The sequence below is a fragment of the Xanthomonas sp. CPBF 426 genome, from assembly GCF_903989465.1.
In the GTDB taxonomy this organism is placed as follows: domain Bacteria; phylum Pseudomonadota; class Gammaproteobacteria; order Xanthomonadales; family Xanthomonadaceae; genus Xanthomonas; species Xanthomonas euroxanthea.
The window spans coordinates 1619576-1635008 of record NZ_LR861805.1 but is presented as its reverse complement, the minus strand read 5'-3'; the positions used below and the strand labels follow the sequence as shown (position 1 = coordinate 1635008).

Annotated in this window: 16 protein-coding genes and 1 other RNA gene; 13 read left to right on the top strand and 4 right to left on the bottom strand. The window is 66.6% G+C overall.

The annotated features are described in order from the left end of the window. Positions 1-577: 577 nt before the first annotated feature. Complete coding sequence (locus H7A87_RS06970; protein ID WP_180496920.1) at positions 578-1786, bottom strand: MFS transporter; 1209 nt, start codon at positions 1784-1786, stop codon at positions 578-580. Positions 1787-2032: 246 nt separating this feature from the next. Between H7A87_RS06970 and H7A87_RS06965 the strand changes: the two genes are divergently transcribed. The 4 genes from H7A87_RS06965 (at position 2033) to H7A87_RS06950 (ending at position 5684) form a co-directional block, all read left to right on the top strand. Beyond that, positions 2033-3127, top strand: coding sequence for an alkene reductase (locus tag H7A87_RS06965; RefSeq protein WP_104583441.1), 1095 nt, complete (start codon positions 2033-2035; stop codon positions 3125-3127). Positions 3128-3186: 59 nt separating this feature from the next. Continuing rightward, a non-coding RNA gene (locus H7A87_RS06960) (sX9 sRNA) lies at positions 3187-3249 on the top strand. A gap of 359 nt (positions 3250-3608) precedes the next feature. After that, positions 3609-4664, top strand: coding sequence for a L,D-transpeptidase (locus H7A87_RS06955; protein ID WP_104648550.1), 1056 nt, complete (start codon positions 3609-3611; stop codon positions 4662-4664). 231 nt (positions 4665-4895) lie between these two features. Then, positions 4896-5684, top strand: a complete 789-nt coding sequence (locus tag H7A87_RS06950; RefSeq protein WP_232087944.1) for a hypothetical protein — start codon at positions 4896-4898, stop codon at positions 5682-5684. A gap of 112 nt (positions 5685-5796) precedes the next feature. Here the strand turns inward: H7A87_RS06950 and H7A87_RS06945 are convergent, their stop codons facing one another. Continuing rightward, positions 5797-6132: a zinc ribbon domain-containing protein YjdM gene (locus H7A87_RS06945; RefSeq protein WP_119128990.1), complete on the bottom strand. Its 336-nt coding sequence runs from the start codon at positions 6130-6132 to the stop codon at positions 5797-5799. 98 nt (positions 6133-6230) lie between these two features. Between H7A87_RS06945 and H7A87_RS06940 the strand changes: the two genes are divergently transcribed. The 5 genes from H7A87_RS06940 to H7A87_RS06920 all read left to right on the top strand — a co-directional run bounded on the left by H7A87_RS06940 (position 6231) and on the right by H7A87_RS06920 (position 10824). Beyond that, positions 6231-7283 (top strand): cation diffusion facilitator family transporter, encoded by a 1053-nt coding sequence (locus H7A87_RS06940; protein WP_104583444.1) that lies wholly within the window; start codon positions 6231-6233, stop codon positions 7281-7283. Positions 7284-7567: 284 nt separating this feature from the next. Then, the gene (locus H7A87_RS06935; protein WP_047130752.1) at positions 7568-8041 is read left to right on the top strand and encodes a peptidylprolyl isomerase; all 474 of its coding nucleotides are present in this window, start codon (positions 7568-7570) and stop codon (positions 8039-8041) included. Between the two features lie 124 nt (positions 8042-8165). Continuing rightward, positions 8166-9542: an Hsp70 family protein gene (locus H7A87_RS06930; RefSeq protein WP_119128989.1), complete on the top strand. Its 1377-nt coding sequence runs from the start codon at positions 8166-8168 to the stop codon at positions 9540-9542. Positions 9543-9731: 189 nt separating this feature from the next. Next, positions 9732-9917 carry a hypothetical protein gene (locus H7A87_RS06925; protein ID WP_010366034.1) on the top strand — a complete coding sequence of 62 codons (186 nt, stop codon included), beginning with the start codon at positions 9732-9734 and terminating at the stop codon, positions 9915-9917. Between the two features lie 313 nt (positions 9918-10230). Further along, positions 10231-10824: a mechanosensitive ion channel family protein gene (locus H7A87_RS06920; RefSeq protein ID WP_167765204.1), complete on the top strand. Its 594-nt coding sequence runs from the start codon at positions 10231-10233 to the stop codon at positions 10822-10824. 173 nt (positions 10825-10997) lie between these two features. Here the strand turns inward: H7A87_RS06920 and H7A87_RS06915 are convergent, their stop codons facing one another. Beyond that, positions 10998-11264 carry a DksA/TraR family C4-type zinc finger protein gene (locus H7A87_RS06915; RefSeq protein ID WP_119128988.1) on the bottom strand — a complete coding sequence of 89 codons (267 nt, stop codon included), beginning with the start codon at positions 11262-11264 and terminating at the stop codon, positions 10998-11000. A 131-nt stretch (positions 11265-11395) separates the two neighbouring features. Here H7A87_RS06915 and H7A87_RS06910 point away from each other — a divergent pair, with 131 nt between their 5' ends. After that, complete coding sequence (locus H7A87_RS06910; RefSeq protein WP_115676431.1) at positions 11396-11650, top strand: DUF2789 domain-containing protein; 255 nt, start codon at positions 11396-11398, stop codon at positions 11648-11650. Positions 11651-11824: 174 nt separating this feature from the next. Here H7A87_RS06910 and H7A87_RS06905 read toward each other — a convergent pair whose 3' ends face one another. Next, positions 11825-11998, bottom strand: a complete 174-nt coding sequence (locus H7A87_RS06905; protein ID WP_003489471.1) for a DUF1328 domain-containing protein — start codon at positions 11996-11998, stop codon at positions 11825-11827. Between the two features lie 175 nt (positions 11999-12173). Here H7A87_RS06905 and H7A87_RS06900 point away from each other — a divergent pair, with 175 nt between their 5' ends. From H7A87_RS06900 to H7A87_RS06890, 3 genes are all read left to right on the top strand, one after another. Further along, a complete protein-coding gene (locus H7A87_RS06900) occupies positions 12174-12701 on the top strand; it encodes a M48 family metallopeptidase (protein ID WP_180496919.1) in 528 nt (175 codons plus the stop codon). Positions 12702-12887: 186 nt separating this feature from the next. Then, positions 12888-14138 carry a 2OG-Fe(II) oxygenase gene (locus H7A87_RS06895; protein WP_119128987.1) on the top strand — a complete coding sequence of 417 codons (1251 nt, stop codon included), beginning with the start codon at positions 12888-12890 and terminating at the stop codon, positions 14136-14138. 155 nt (positions 14139-14293) lie between these two features. Further along, entirely contained in the window at positions 14294-15394 is a 1101-nt protein-coding gene (locus tag H7A87_RS06890) for a Glu/Leu/Phe/Val dehydrogenase dimerization domain-containing protein (protein WP_104648298.1), read from the top strand. Positions 15395-15433 lie beyond the last annotated feature (39 nt).

Sequence of the window (15433 nt, the reverse complement as noted above, 5' to 3'; positions counted from 1 at the left end):
CAGCGCTGCGCGCGTTGAAAAGGCGCTTGCGCTGGCTTTCGGGGGATGAGGCAATCAATGGATTGATTGCATGCATTGCGTTGTGTACGGCCTTAGCTTGGCGGGCCGCCCATAATCGAGATGTGAGTGCGGTGGCGATTGTCCTCACGCGATCATGCAGGCAATGAATGGCGATTCATCGATGCCAAGAATGAGTCAAGCTATTTCGGCTGCCGGCTCGCCCACATGTTGTCGACCAGATTGGGATACGGCCGGCCAGCCTCCTCCGCACGCTGTCTGGCAGCGGTTTTATGGGCAGCGGTCAGCGGCGTGGACGCGGACCTCCCCTTGGGCTTCGGGCGCTTCCATGGAGGTGGGGTGAAGTCGGTCATGGCGCTGTACGGTCCGCTCGCGATGAAGCATGCAGTCTCGATGTCGGGCCGTGAGTCGGCCGTGGATGGAGCCCTGCATCCTGGATGTGCAACTGCATCGCGACGGGTACGACCGCTATCCATGCTGCCACTCATCACGGCAACGGCAGCATGTGGCAGAGCAGGCCGGATAACCGCCTGCGCCACCGCGCCCCAGCCGCTGCGCTTCAGCAGCTCGCCAGCGCCGTCCGCTGCCGGCGTTCCTGCCAGACCGCCAGGGCATACACCAGCAAACCGCCCAGCGCAGTGGCCGCGCCCACGTAGCCGGTCGAGGTCCAGCCCCACCCGGCCGTGATCGCCATGCCACCCAACCATGGGCCCAGCGCGTTGGCGGTATTGAACGCGGCATGGTTGGACGCCGCCGCCAGGGTCTGCGCCTCTGCGGCCACATCCATCAGCCGCGTCTGCAGTGCAGGTGCCAGCGCACCCATGGTGCCGACCGCCACGATCGACACGAATACCCACAGGCCCGACTGCGCGGCCAACGGGAAGGTCAACATCACCACCACCGACCACGCCAGCAACACCGGTACCGCACGGAACTGCATGCGATCGAACAGCCAGCCGCCCAGGATGCTACCGAGCACGCCGCCGACACCGAACGCCACCATTGCCAGCGGAATCCGCGCCGGCGCCACGCCGGTCACTGCGGTCAGGGTGGGCGCCAGATAACTGAAGACGCAGAACATGCCGGAAAAACCCACCGCGCCGATCGCCAGGGCCAGCCACACCTGCGGCTGGTTGAAGGCCCGCAGCTCGCGCAGCGGCTGTTGGCGCGGCTCGTCCGGCGCGGGCGGCAAGCGTGATGCCACTGCGGCGACCGTGCACAACGCAAGCACCGATACCGCCGCGTAGGCCCAACGCCAGCTCACGATCTGGCCCAGCCAGGTCGCCAACGGATTGCCCACCAGCAAGGCGATGCTCAGGCCCAGCAACACCCGGCCCACCGCAGTGGCGCGCTGATTGGGCGGGCTGATCGACGCGGCGACCAATGAAGCAACGCCGAAGTAGGCGCCGTGCGGCAAGCCGGCGATAAACCGGCACAGCAACATCGTGTGGTAGCTCGGCGCCAGCGCACTGGCGAGATTGCCCAGCGCGTAGAACACCATCAACAGCAGCAACAAGGTGCGCCGCGGCCAGCGCGCGCCAATAATCGCCAGCAACGGCGCACCGACCACCACGCCCAATGCATAGGCGCTGATCACATGACCGACCTGCGGCTCGCTGATCTGCAGGCCCTGCGCGATCTGGGTCATCAGCCCCATGGTGGAAAATTCGCTGATGCCGATCGCAAAGCCACCCATCGCCAACGCAAACAGGATCAGCACGTAATCGCGCCGGGACACAGGCGGCGTTGAAAGATCGGTATCGGACATGCCCGACTCCAGGATGACGGGGCGGCTTATTATTGTGCAACGCAGCAATCGACGAAAGCGCGGCGCCTGCTGCGATTCAGCGCCAGGCCCCAGCACATCACAGTTTGGCCGATCCCGTCGCGACAAAAGACGCTGTGTCCTATCGCTATCGCTCGAATCCGCTTTGGTCCGCCACCATCGCTAGGGGGCACTCGCGATCGGCGCGGTGTCGCGCACGGCGCGTGATCCACACCCAATTGGTTGCTGATGTCCACATCCACTGAATCCCCATTGTTCTCACCGGTGCGCCTGGGCGCGCTGGATCTCGCCAACCGCGTGATCATGGCGCCGCTGACGCGCAATCGCGCCGTCGCCGGGCAGGTGCCCTCGCCGCTCGCCGCCGAGTACTACGGCCAACGCGCCAGTGCCGGATTGATCGTGGCCGAAGGCACGCAGATCAGCCCGCTGGGCCAGGGCTATCTGGATACGCCCGGCATCCACACCGCTGCGCAGGTCCAGGGCTGGCGTGCGGTCACCGATGAAGTGCATCGTCGTGGCGGCAAGATCGTGTTGCAGCTGTGGCATGTGGGCCGCGTCTCGCACACCAGCGTGCTACCGCCAGGCGAATCGCCGGTGGCGCCCAGCGCCATCCGCGCCGAGGGCAAGACCTACACCAAGGATGGCTTCCAGGATGTCTCCGAGCCGCGCGCGCTGGCGCTGGACGAAATCCCCGCCTTGATCGAGGACTACCGCATCGCCGCGCGCAATGCCATCGACGCCGGCTTCGACGGCGTGGAAGTCCATGCGGCCAACGGCTACCTGCTCGACCAGTTCCTGCGTGACGGCTCCAACCAGCGCACCGACGCGTACGGCGGCGACATCGAAAACCGGACCCGCCTGCTGACCGAAGTGATGCAGGCCATTGCCGACGAGATCGGTGCCGAGCGCACCGGCGTGCGGCTGTCGCCGGTCACTCCGGTGTACGGCATGCACGACTCCGACCCGCAGCCCTTGTTCGAACGTGCGGTGGAGCGTCTCAACCTGATCGGCGGGCTGGCCTTCGTGCACGTGATCGAGGGTGCAACCGGCGGTGCGCGCGACAACGTCGCCTTCGACTACGCCGCGCTGCGCGCCAGGTTCGACGGCGCCTGGATCGCCAACAACAGCTACGACAAGGCACTGTCCGAGAAAGCCCTCGACAGCGGCTACGCCGATGCGATCGCCTTCGGCCGGCCCTTCATCGCCAACCCGGACCTGGTGCGTCGCCTGCGCGAGAACGCCCCGCTGGCCGATGTCGACCAGGCAACGCTGTACGGCGGCGGTGCCAAGGGCTATATCGACTACCCCGCCCTGCCGGACTAAGAGCGCTGCAGCACTACCGTGCCGCCGCCGGGCGGGCGCGGCCGGTGCGCGGAACCGGCATCACGTCGGTTCCTCCGCGCCATCCGCACCCATCTGACAACGGCTCGCTATGTTCATCAGCCGCTGTAAGGCGCACCGGTTGCGCTCGGCATCAAGCGAGCGCAGCCGCTGCCACAGATCGGTCCGTCCATGCACGCAGCGCGGCTCCGGGCCTCGGGCAGCCCCGTGCGTCTTGCATGCGCCAAGCGCCCTGCTGCCGGATCGCGATGCGGCGGCCATCGGGCACCTGCCCACTCAATCATTGAACCAGCGCACAACACCACGCGCTTGTGCGTGTTACGCAACAGGCTGGCGACGACGCATACGTATCCATGGCACCGCGCTTGCAACGCCGATGCCTTCGCACCGTCGCACTATCGGCAGCAACCACATGACGCGCGCACCCGGCCCCGCTAGGATCATGCCGACACTGTTTTCTGGACTGCCGATGCGGCCCCTGCTCACTGCTGTTCTCTTCTGCACGTTGCTGATCTGCGGGCAAGCCTCCGCCGTGCCGTTCTGGGGCGCGCGCCAGTCAAGCCCTGCGGAAACGGCGCCGGCCGACCTCAAGCCGGGCGAATGGATCTGGGGCGGCGTCAGCAAGGGCTGGGGACCGATGGCGGTGATCGTCAGCCTCACCGAGCAACGCGCCTATGCGTATCGCAACGGCATCCTGATCGGCATTTCCACCATCAGCTCCGGCAAGCCCGGGCACGAGACACCGACCGGTGTGTTCACCATCCTGCAGAAGGACAAGGACCACCGCTCCAATCTCTACAACGCCGCGCCGATGCCGTATCAGCAACGCCTGACCTGGGACGGCGTGGCCCTGCACGCAGGCGGCCTGCCCGGGTATCCGGAATCGCATGGCTGCGTGCATCTGCCGTCGGAATTCGCGCGGCTGCTGTTCGACAACTCCAACATGGGCATGGTGGTGGTGGTTGCGCAGGCCGGCGTGGATGCCGACGCGGTGGTGCATCCACGCGCGCTCAGCCCGATCGACCCCACCACCGGCGCGCAGCGTGCGTTGCTGCCGCTGCCCAACGGCCAGACCTTTGCGTGGCAACCGGAACTGGCGCCCACCGGCCCGATCTCGATGCTGGTCAGCAGCAGCGATCAGCAACTGGTGGTGTATCGCAACGGCGTGGAAATCGGACGCGCGCAGGTGGCATTGCGCGCCCAGACCGGTGCCGCGCCGCTGGGCACGCAGGCGTTCATCGTCGGCCAGGGCTTCCTGCCTGGCGAGGTGCCTGGCCTGCCCGGTCAACGCATGCCCAACTGGATGCGCATCGGCATCCCCGGCAGCAATGCCGCGGCAGGACAGCCGCTGGATGCCGACACCATCGCCCGGCTGCAGGTACCGCCGGCATTCCTGGCAGGCCTGCTGCCGCTGTTGACGCCTGGCGTGGTGCTGGTCGCCACCGATCAACGCATCCTTCCCGAAACCACCGGCGGCAAGCTGCAGGTGCTGGATTCGGATCCGCCCGAGGCGCCGTGAGCGCAGGCTGCGCCGCGTTATCACGCCGGCGAGTTGCAAGCTGCGCGTGAGGTTGCGCGCGCACATGCTTGCAGCCCAGCATCGGCAGGCACTCGTCTGCGCGGGCGGTGCCGAGCGCTGGCCGCCCGCCCGGCGCTGTTGAGCGCGCGACCCGACGCGCGTTGCTGCGATTGTCAGCGCGACCTGCCTGGCAGATGATGCGGACATCCCTCATTGCCAAGGATGTGCGTGATGCGTTTACTCACTGCGGTTCTGCTCGGCAGCACGCTATTCGGTTACGCGTCCTCCACGGCAGCGGCCGAGCCGCTGCGCCCTGCCGCACCGAACGCCGAGTGCCTGGATGCGCGCAAGGTGACGGAACTGCATCAAGCCGATCCGCGCACGCTGGCGGTGGCCGAACAAGGCGGACGGCTGTTCCGCATCAGTCTGGCGCAGGACTGCCCGCAGCTGGCCGCACACGCGGATGCGCGCCTGCTGGCGGCGCACGGCTGGGTCTGCAACGGTGCGCCGGCATACGTGAGCTCGGGCCAGCAGCACTGCGCGGTCAGCCAGATCGCCAGCTTGAGTGCGCGCGAGTACGCCAGCGCGGCGCGGCAACGCGACAGCATTATCCCGACCCTGGACGGGGTCAGCGTGCGCGAAGCGCGCCGGCGCAATTTCGCCGGCTCGTCCAGCTACTGCTTCAACCCCAGCATGCTGCGTTCGTGGTCGGAAGACGGCCAGGGGCTGGTGGTGGAAGTGTCGCCACGTCACCCCGGCACGCATCGCCACTACCGCGTCGAACTGATGGACAGCTGCCGCGAACTCAGCGGCGCGCCGCCGATTCGCTTCGTCTCCGGCATGGGCTTGAACGCGATCTGCGGCAATCCCGGCGACAAGGTCGATGTGCTCGACGAAATGGCACTTGCCGGCGCAGCTGCCGGATCCGGCCAGCAGGGCGACCTGAGCACCACCCGCGGCGGCCTGGCTGCGCGGATGCGCCAGAGTTGCATGGTCGCGGCGGTGTATCCGCGCGACTGAGCGTGCCGCAACGTAGGAGCGCGCTTGCGCGCGAGGGAGCATTAGCGATGACGCCCCATCGCGCGCTAGCGCGCTTCTAACACACGCTACATGCGGCGCCGCCGCAACAGCCTCAGGCCTTGCGCAGGAAACAGGTCTTCAACACCAGGCCCTTGATCTTTTCCGAATTGCCTTCGATGTGCTCGGCATCGTCTTCGACCAGGCGGATGTTGCGGATCAGCGTGCCCTGCTTGAGCGGAATCGACGAACCCTTGACCTTCAGGTCCTTGATCACGGTCACCGTGTCGCCGGCCTGCAGCAGGTTGCCGTTGCTGTCGCGCACCACCGTCATGGTCGCGGCGGATTCGCCGGCGCTCCATTCGAAGCCGCAGTCTGCGCAAATCCACAGCGCGCCATCGGCATAGGTATTGTCCAGGCCACATTGCGGGCAGGCGGGAACGGAAGACATGCGATTCCTGAGAGTTGAAACGGGTGTGAATTGTAGCCTCCCTGCCGCGCGATCACGTCTCCGGCACGGCACCAGCGCGATAGTGCGGCGCTTGTCGAATGCCCTGCAGGTCGCGCGTGTCCAACCCATCGGTTCCCCAAGCCCCCGGCGCTGCGCCAGGACCCACCGAGCCCGCGGCTGGCGAACCGGGCGCGGCAAAAAAAACCGGCTCGCATCTGGTGGTCTACGTCGCGCTGGCCGGCAACCTTGCCATCGCGGTCGCAAAATTCATTGCCGCAGGGATTTCGGGCAGCTCGGCGATGCTCAGCGAAGGCGTGCATTCGCTGGTGGACACCGTCAACGAAGTCCTGCTGCTGTACGGTCTGCGCCGCGCAGCGCAGGCACCGACGCCGACCCATCCGTTCGGTTACGGGCGCGAGCTGTACTTCTGGAGTTTCATCGTTGCGCTGCTGGTGTTCGCGATGGGCGCAGGCGTGTCGCTGTACGAAGGCATCGTGCATCTGCGCAACCCCGAGCCGGCCAAGAGCCATCTGGTCGCCTACATCGTGCTCGGCGTGTCGATCGTGTTCGAAGGCATTTCCTGGGTGGTGGCGCTGCGCGAATTCCGCGCCAAGAAGGGCCGCATGGGGTATTTCCAGGCATTCCGGCAGAGCAAGGACCCCAGCACGTTCACCGTGCTGCTGGAAGACAGCGCCGCCTTGATCGGCTTGTTCATGGCGGTACTGGGCCTGGCCGGCGCGCAATTGCTGGACATGCCCGAGCTCGATGGCATCGCCTCGATCGGCATTGCCTGCGTGCTGGCCTTCACCGCATTCCTGTTGGCGCGCGAAACCAAGGGCCTGCTGATCGGCGAACCCGCGCATGCGCACGTCACCGAATCGCTGCTGCGCATTGCCGCCAGCGATCCGGACGTGCGTGCCGCCAATGGCGTATTGACCATGCAGATGGGCCCGAACCAGGTGGTCGCCGCCCTGAGCGCCGAGTTCGAGGACAGCCGCACCACCCCGCAGATCGAGGCCTGCGTCGGGCGCATCGAAGCGGCCGCCAAGCGCCAGCACCCCGAACTCACCGCGCTGTTCATCAAGCCGCAGACACCGGAAACCTGGCATGCGCGGCGTGTCCAGATGGAACAGGGTGCCGAGAAGGAATAGCGCGCTGCAGGCCGTGGATTGCGCGCGATGCGATGCGATCCGATGCGGCCAACCGCTGCGCAGTAATGCGCATGGCGCTGCTGACGTTCGAGCACCGATGCAGCGCCAGGAATGGGCCGCATCGCAGAGCTGACATCGTCACCACCAAGCTGATCCTCGCCATAACCGCCGCCGCGGCTGCGGTTGCATCGCCCGGGGCGATTGCCTACGGTAGGCGGGCACCAACTCCTGGCGTCGTGAGTCAGCCGACGCATCCCACTCGATCATCAGCATGGAGGTTTCCGATGGAAATCAGCCAGGGTCGCGTTGCGACCATTCATTACACCCTTTCCGACGACAGCGGCCAGGTCCTGGACCGTTCGACGCCAGACACGCCGTTGAGCTATCTGCACGGCGCCGGCAACATCGTGCCCGGCCTGGAACAGGCGCTGGACGGCAAGCGCAGCGGCGAGACGCTCACTGCCGACGTGGTGCCCGAACAAGGCTACGGGCCGCGCCACGCGCAGCTGATCCAGCAGGTGCCGCGCGCGGCGTTCCCGACCGATGTCGAGGTCGTGCCGGGTGTGCAGTTCGAGGCGCGCACGCAGCAGGGCCCGGTGCTGGTCACCGTCACCGAGGTCGGCCCGGAGCAGGTCACCGTCGACGGCAACCATCCGCTGGCCGGGCAGACCCTGCACTTTGCGGTCGAAGTCGTCGACGTGCGCGAAGCCACCACCGAGGAACTGAACGAAGGCCAGGTCGCCAGCGTCGCTGCCTGACCCTGCGTGCCGCGTGCCGGCGGGCATGCGGCACGTCGCTTGCTGCGACGTCCGAACGTAGGGCGATGGGCGTCGCCGGCAGCAGAAGTAGTAAAGTGCGCGGCCCGCTCACAGGCCTGCTTGCATGAAACTCGGCATCGACTTCGGTACCAGCAACTCCGCCGCTGCGGCGATCGTCGATGGCCAGGTGGTGCCGGTGCGCTTCGGCGAGGCCCTGCAGTTCCGCACCACGGTGTATTTCCCCGACACGATGCGCGACCCGGACGATTTCAGCCTGACCCCGGCGCTGGAATACGAGGTCGAACGGCTGATCGACTCCGGCCGTCGCGACGCTGCCGCGGCCGGCCGCACCTCCAGCACCGAGAGCCTGCGCCGCGACGCGATCCGCATCGTGCGCCGCCAGTGGATGGAAGAGCAGGTGCGCGAGCCGCGCAGCTCCGCCGCCCTGCTGCAGAACGCGGTCTATGGCGACGAAGCGCTGGATGCGTACTTCCTGGAAGGCGAAGGCAGCCTGGTGCAGAGCCCCAAATCGATGCTGGGCTACAACCTGCATCCGCGCGCGCGCCAGACCATCACCGGCATCGCCACGCATGTGCTGGAGCACATCCGGCTCACCGCCTCGCGCCAGTTCGACATCAATATCCGCAGCGCCACGCTGGGCCGCCCGGTGCAGTTCCGCAGTTCCATCGGCGAGGCCGGCAACGCGCAGGCGCTGGAAATCCTGCAGACCGCCGCGATCGCCGCCGGCTTCGACCAGGTGGATTTCCTCGAAGAACCCGCAGCGGCCGCGATGCACTACCACGTCAGTCACGACAGCCGCCACGACACCGTGGTGGTGGACATCGGCGGCGGCACCACCGACATCGCCCATGCCAGCGTCGGCGGCAGCACCGCGCCGCAGGTCCACCGTGCCTGGGGCATCGCGCGCGGCGGTACCGACATCGATCTGGCGCTCAGTCTGGCCGCCTACATGCCGCTGTTCGGCCGCGGCATCACCCGCGTGCCCACCCACCACTACGTCGAAGCGGCGATGGTGCAGGACATGACCCGCCAGCGCGAATTCCGCCTGCACAAGTACCAGGACGTCCCCGCCCCGTTCGACAAGCGCCTGCAGGCGCTGCAGGACACCGGCAATACCGCGCGCCTGTACCGCGGCGTGGAAGCCTGCAAGATCGCACTCAGCGAGCGCGACCGGCATCAGGCCGCACTGGACTTCATCGAACGCGGGCTGGACGTGGAGGTGCAGGCCAGCGCGCTGGTTGCGTCTGCTTCCAACTATCTGGGCGAACTGGAAGGCTTGCTCGCACAGGTCCGTGCCGACCTGGCTGCGCCGCCCGCGACACTGTTCCTGACCGGCGGCATGTCGCGCGCCGGCTATATCCGCGACACGGTGGCAGCCGTGTTCCCGGAATCGCGCCTGGTGCAGGGCGACCCGTCCTTCGGCGTGGTGCAGGGCCTGGCCTGGGCAGCGGCCGCCGGGGCCCGTCTGTCGGCCGGTTAAGGCAACCCGCGCTCGCATCCCTTATAATGCACGGTTGCTGCATGATGCTTAGCCGTCTTGTCAGCAAGGCACGCTTGCCGTGCCACCGCGATTGCGCACCGAACGCGACCGCACCTCTCGACACCGCTTCCGCGCGCGCCACCCTAGCCGCACGCGGTGTCATTGCACTTCCCCGCTACAGGAGGCCACATGGCACGTCCCGCGACCAAGCAGAAATCCCAGCCCAGCATCGCTCGCAGCGAAGGCAAGTCGCAGCCGCTCAGTCGTGAGCGCATCGCTGCCGACATCGCCGCGTTCCGCAAGACCGGCGGCCGGATCGAAGTGCTCACCACCAACTTCGGCCCTGCGCGTAACGACGGCGACAAGATCGCTTAAGCGTTACCCGCAATCGAAAAGCGTAGAACCGACGTGCCACCGCAAGGTGGCACGTTCGTTTCCGGCCCTGGGCGTTGCGGGCGTCCGGCATCGTCATCGATGCGCCCCCGACCAACATGCGATGCCGGCCCGATGGCGCCATCGCCGGTCCCCAGCGGCAACGCCGCGGCGATATGCGCGATCCCGCAAGCCATCGCAGCAGCCATGAGTGCGCCCTGCCGTCGCCACCGCTGCGCGCACATTCACCCCGCGCACCGGCCGCGCAACGACGGCCCCGTTACAATGAGGGTTCTCCAAGAACCTGCACGATGTGATGTCCGCGTCCGACGCTTTGCCCACGATGATCCGTAGCCTGCTGCCGCACTGGAACCCGCAGTGGCTGACCGTCGCCGTAGTGACGGTGCAGATCGTGTTGATCCTCGGCGTTGCCGCACTGGTTCGGCTGCTATTGCGGCAAGTGCTGCGACGCCTGTGTACGCGCTACAGCCTGCCGGCGGAAATGATGATCGGCATCCGTCGCGTGGGCAGCTTCGTCATTTCCGTCACTGCGGTGCTGACGGTACTGAACGTGCTGGGCGTCTCCAGCGGCACCTTGTGGACGGCGTTCACCGGATTTGCGGCGGTTGGTGCAGTGGCGTTCTTCGCGGCATGGAGCGTGCTGTCCAATATCTTCTGCACCTTCCTGATCATCACCACGCGCCCGTTCCGCCTGCACGACCATATCGAACTGCTGGAAGGGGGCGACAAGCCCGGCCTGAAGGGCCGGGTGATCGACATCAACGTGATTTACACGACCCTGGAAGAAACCGGCGACCACGCCGGTAGCGTGCTGCAGGTTCCCAACAGCCTGTTCTTCCAGCGCACCACGCGGCGCTGGCGCGAGACCAGCCACTTCACCCCCAACTGAGCGTAGCTGCCAGCAGTGCCTGATAACACCTGGCCGGCGACTTTCAGAGGTGCGGTCGGCGCATCGGCCGCTGCGGCGTACCAGCGGCAAGGGCCGTCTGTAACACGGGCCGCGCCCGCTTCTTGCGCCCAGCCCAGTCGTCGGTTGGCCGCGCTGGAACGCCCGGATGGCAATCAACGCAGCTGGCTGTCCTTGCTGCCACGACGGTTGTAGCCGCCTTGCGCGGCTTGATCAAGGTCGTGCGCCTGCTGACAGTTCACGCACAGGTGCACCCCCGGCACCGCCTTGCGGCGTGCCTCGGGAATGGGGGCATCGCATTCTTCGCAATGCGTCAGGCTCGGGCCTTGCGGCAGCTGGCTCCGCGCGCGCTTGATCGCATCCTCGACGGTCGCATCGATCTGGTCCTGCACCGCCCCATCACCTGCCCATCCGGTCGCCATGATCGCCTCGGCTTGTCTGCTCAGAATTGGAATATGGGCATGCGCACGGGCAAATCCAAGCCACACGTGCACAGTGCGCTCAAACCAGGTGCTTTAGCATCCGCTCATCCGCACTCTTCGAGGAAGTCGCAATGGAACAACCCGTCCACCCGTTCTCCGAACTATTTTCCCAGTTGGGCCTGCCATCGGACGAAGTCAGCATTCGCGGCTTCATCGATGAACACTCGCCGCTGCCGGGCGACATGCGTCTGGAAGAGGCGCCCTTCTGGACGCCGGCACAGGCGCAGCTGTTGCGTGAAGAACGCCTCGACGATGCCGACTGGATCGTGACCATCGATCAACTCAATATTGCGCTGCATACCACTGCCGAGAACACCGGCGTCTGATCTGCGCACGCGGGCAGCGATCGCCCTGCGCTCGACCTCGCTCGCGGCCTCGCTGTCGATATCTCGGTTCAGCAGATGGCAGGGACAAAAAAGGAGCGGCCAGTGGCCGCTCCTTCTGCTTTCCGGGTGATGCGGCCGGCCTGCAAAGCGCACGCCGCAGCCACGCCCTGCGGGTCAGGTCACCTTCTTGGCGATCGTCATGCCGAGCACGAACAGCACGATGGCGATGATGATGCCGGCCCAGAACAGGAACTTGGCAATCCCCATCGCAGCGCCTGCCATGCCGCCAAATCCGAGCGCACCGGCAATCAGTCCGATGATGGCGAAAATAATGGCCCACTTGATCATGTTTGTTGTCTCCTCATCCGGCACGGTGCCGTGTTCAGTCGTGTGCTTGCGCGGTCGTGCCGCAAAACATGCGCTGCACGCTACGCATCCGGATGTGCCGCATTCGTGAATACGCCTGACACACGACGCCACATTCGTGCATGCACAGTCGCCAGCAGCACCCGCATCGGCGATCATGCGCACTTCGCAGCAATCGATTGGCATGGACACTCTTCGCTACCTCGCCGGTTACCCGCCCGCCGTGCTGGATCAGGTACGCGAGCTGATCGCGCAGGACAAACTCGCACTGGTACTGGCACGCCGCTACCCGGATCGCCACACGATCCGCACCGACCGGCAGTTGTACGACTACGTCAAGGCCATGAAGGAGCGCTACATGCGCTCCTCGCCTACGCTGCACAAGGCGCTCTACGACAACCATCTGCAGGTGGTGAAGCATGCGCTGGGCACGCATACGGCGATCTCGCGCGTCCACGGCAGCCGGCTCAAGGCCAGCCGCGAGATCCGCATCGCCTCGATCTTCCGCGATGCGCCCGAACCGTTCCTGCAGATGATCGTCGCCCACGAACTGGCGCATCTGAAAGAGGCCGATCACAACAAGGCCTTCTACCAGCTGTGCAACCACATGAGCCCGGACTACCACCAACTGGAGTTCGACCTGCGCCTGTATCTGACCCACCTGGCGCTGTCCACGGACGCCTGATCGCGCACCGGCAAGCGAAGGCAGTGCGGCCAGGTCGCCGCCCGTCCGTGGCGGCCGTTGCCAGGCCGGCAAGCACCATCTGCACCGATCACCGGCACTTGCTGCCCTCCACCTGGCCTCGTGCGGCATCCGCGCCCGCCCGAGGTCAGACACGACAGGGGGGCTGGCCTCTCCTAGAATGCGGCCATGCAGGCACCGTCCCTCCAGCAGCTCACCGATGCCGCGCAGACCGCGCAACCTGCAGCAATGACGGCGTTGGCACATGCATTGGTGCGCATGGGGCAGGCCGAGCAGGCGCTGGACTGGTACACGCGTAGTGCGGCCGCAGGCGATGCCGGCGCGCAGATCGAAGCCGGCCGCATGCTGGCCTACGGTGTCGGGTGCGAGGTGGACGTGGCCCAGGCGCTGACCCACTGGGAGCAGGCCGAACGCCAGGATGTGGCGGCAGCGCGCTATCTGTTGGCGACCCTGGCCGTCACCGACAACCCTGTGGCGCTGGACGTGCAGGCAACCTCTCGCCTACGGGCCGCAGCCGCTGCCGACCATCCGCCTGCGTTGCGCGCGCTGGCCATCCAGCATGGCCGGATCGATCACCCCACGCAGCAACGCCGCTGCGTTGCCTTGCTGGAGCGCGCCGCCGCAGCCGGCGATGCAGTGGCGGCCGCGCTGCTGGCCGAGCGCCTGCTGCGTGGCGAAGGTGTCCCGCCGCAGCCCGACGCCGCGGCCCAGCTGCTGCGGCAATTGCAACCGCTGGGCATTGCCGCGCCGCCTGCCGTGCGGATCACGCCACCGGATCCGGGCGGCGACGATCAGCGCATCGGTTTCGCTGCCCGACACATCGCCACGCGCCGCCATGACGCGCCCATGATCGAAGAAATCTCCGGCGTGCTGTCTGCCGACGAGTGCCGCTTGCTGATGTTGCTGGCGCGGCCGCACCTGCGCGCCTCCGAGGTGGTCGACCCCGACGATGCCAGCACACGCCGCGCGCCGATCCGCACCAGCCGCGGCGCCACGCTGGACCCGATCCTCGAAGACTTTGCCGCGCGTGCGGCGCAGGCGCGCGTGGCGGCCTGCGCGCAGCTGCCGTTGACCCATGCCGAAGCGCTATCGGTGCTGTGCTACGCGCCGGGTGAGCAGTATCGTGCGCATCGCGACTACCTGCCGCCCGGCACGATCGCCGCCGACCGCCCCACTGCCGGCAATCGCCTGCGCACCGCCTGCGTCTACCTCAACGACGTCTACGCAGGTGGCGACACCGACTTCCCGGTCGCGGGCGTGCGCGTGCGTCCACGTGCCGGGTCGGTGGTGTGCTTTGACAATCTGCACGCCGATGGCCGCCCCGACCCCGACTCGCTACACGCCGGCCTGCCGGTCAGCGCAGGGACGAAATGGCTGGGAACCCTGTGGTTTCGGCAGCGGCGCTATCGGCATTGGTGAACAGATTCATACACCAGCCCCCGCCGACGTGGTTTAAAATGTTGCAGCGCGACGTGATCGGACAGGGTCTGCAGACGTCGCGTTTTTGTTCCCATTGCACGGGTTCCGGCCCGGCCTCAGGGAAGGCACATCACGCAGCCCCCGCGGAGCCTTCGATGCTTTTCGAAACCCTCGACACCACCGGCCACGAGCAGGTGATCTTCTGTCACAACCGCGACGCCGGCCTGAAAGCGATCATCGCCTTGCACAGCACCCGTCTCGGGCCTGCGCTGGGTGGCGTACGCATGCGCCCCTACCCCAATAGCGAGGCGGCGCTCAACGATGCGCTGCGGCTCAGCCGCACCATGACCTACAAGAACGCGCTGGCCGGATTGAATGTGGGCGGCGGCAAGGCGGTGATCATCGGCGACCCCAAAAGCGACAAGAGCGAAGCGCTGTTTCGCGCGTTCGGCCGCTTTGTCGACACCCTGGGCGGGCGCTACATCACCTCCGAGGACGTCGGCACCGACGTCAACGACATGGAACAGATCTATCTGGAGAGCGAGTACGTCACCGGCGTGCACCAGGTGCACCGCGGCTCCGGCGACCCGGCCCCGTTCACTGCCTACGGCGCGTTGCAGGCACTGATGGCCTCGCTCAATCGCAGGCTCGGTCACGAGGAAGTCGGCAAGGCCAGCATTGCGATCCAGGGCCTGGGCCATATCGGCATGGAGCTGGTGAAACTGCTCAAGGAACGCGGCGCCAAACTCTATGTGGCCGACCTGAACCCGGCGCTGGTGGACCGCGCGGTGGCCGAATACGGCGCCGAAGCGGTGAGCATCGAGGAGATCTACCAGGTGCCGGCCGATGTGTTCGCACCGTGCGCGCTGGAAGGGGCGATCAACGAAGACACACTGCCGCGGCTGAAGGCCAAGATCATCTGTGGCACCGCCAACAACCAGCTTGCCAATGCCGCCATCGGCGAAGAGCTGCACAAGCGCGGCATCCTGTATGCGCCCGATTACGTGGTCAATGCCGGCGGCGTGATGAATGTGTCGCTGGAGATCGACGGCTACAACCGCGAACGCGCGATGCGCCTGATCCGCAGCATCTATCACAACCTGGAAAAGGTGTTCGACCTGTCCACCCGCTTGGGCGTCGCGCCGCAGCAGGCAGCCGACCAGATTGCCGAGGCGCGGATCGAGGCCATCAGCAAGCTCAAACTGCCGCTGGGCCGCACCGCACCGCGTTTTCTGCACAAGCTGCGCGGCGAGTGATCCACCTGCCCAGGCACGTTGCCTGGACAGGTGCACCAC